The organism is Oleiphilus sp. HI0061 (genome assembly GCF_001635675.1).
Map to the genome: position 1 here is coordinate 1 of NZ_LWFE01000814.1, position 451 is coordinate 451.

The window sequence follows — 451 nt, forward strand, 5'->3', positions numbered from 1 at the left end:
GGCGAACGTTTATTACCCCATGCTGAAAATGTACTCACATCGTGGCAGTCAGCACTACAGGATGTAGGTGCGGCTGGCCAGCTGGATATGCAGATCGCTTTGGGCAGCACCTCAAACCTCTGGGACACTTTTCTACAGTCACTTTTACCAAAAGTGGTCGATACCTTTGACGGTTTAAACATTCGGACTGAAATTAGCAGTCCTCAAGATTTGACGAGGGCCTTGTTAGGTGGACGTATCGATATAGCTGTTTTACTAGACCCGCCAAGTGTTACGGAATTAGTTCTCACTAAAATTGGCAAGGTCGAGTTAATGTTTGTATCTGACCAAAACTGGGCTGCAACTGAAGAGCTTGCCAAAACTAAACATATTTTTGTTGACTGGGGAACATCTGTAAATGTCCTTCAAGCTCGCCTCTTCAATCAACCACACACACCGATTCTACATACAG

The 451-nt window shown here is 45.0% G+C and carries 1 protein-coding gene; it reads left to right on the forward strand.

The features are described from left to right. Window positions 1–451: LysR substrate-binding domain-containing protein (locus tag A3735_RS09815; RefSeq protein ID WP_197485812.1), on the forward strand; the 451-nt coding region annotated here is incomplete at both ends.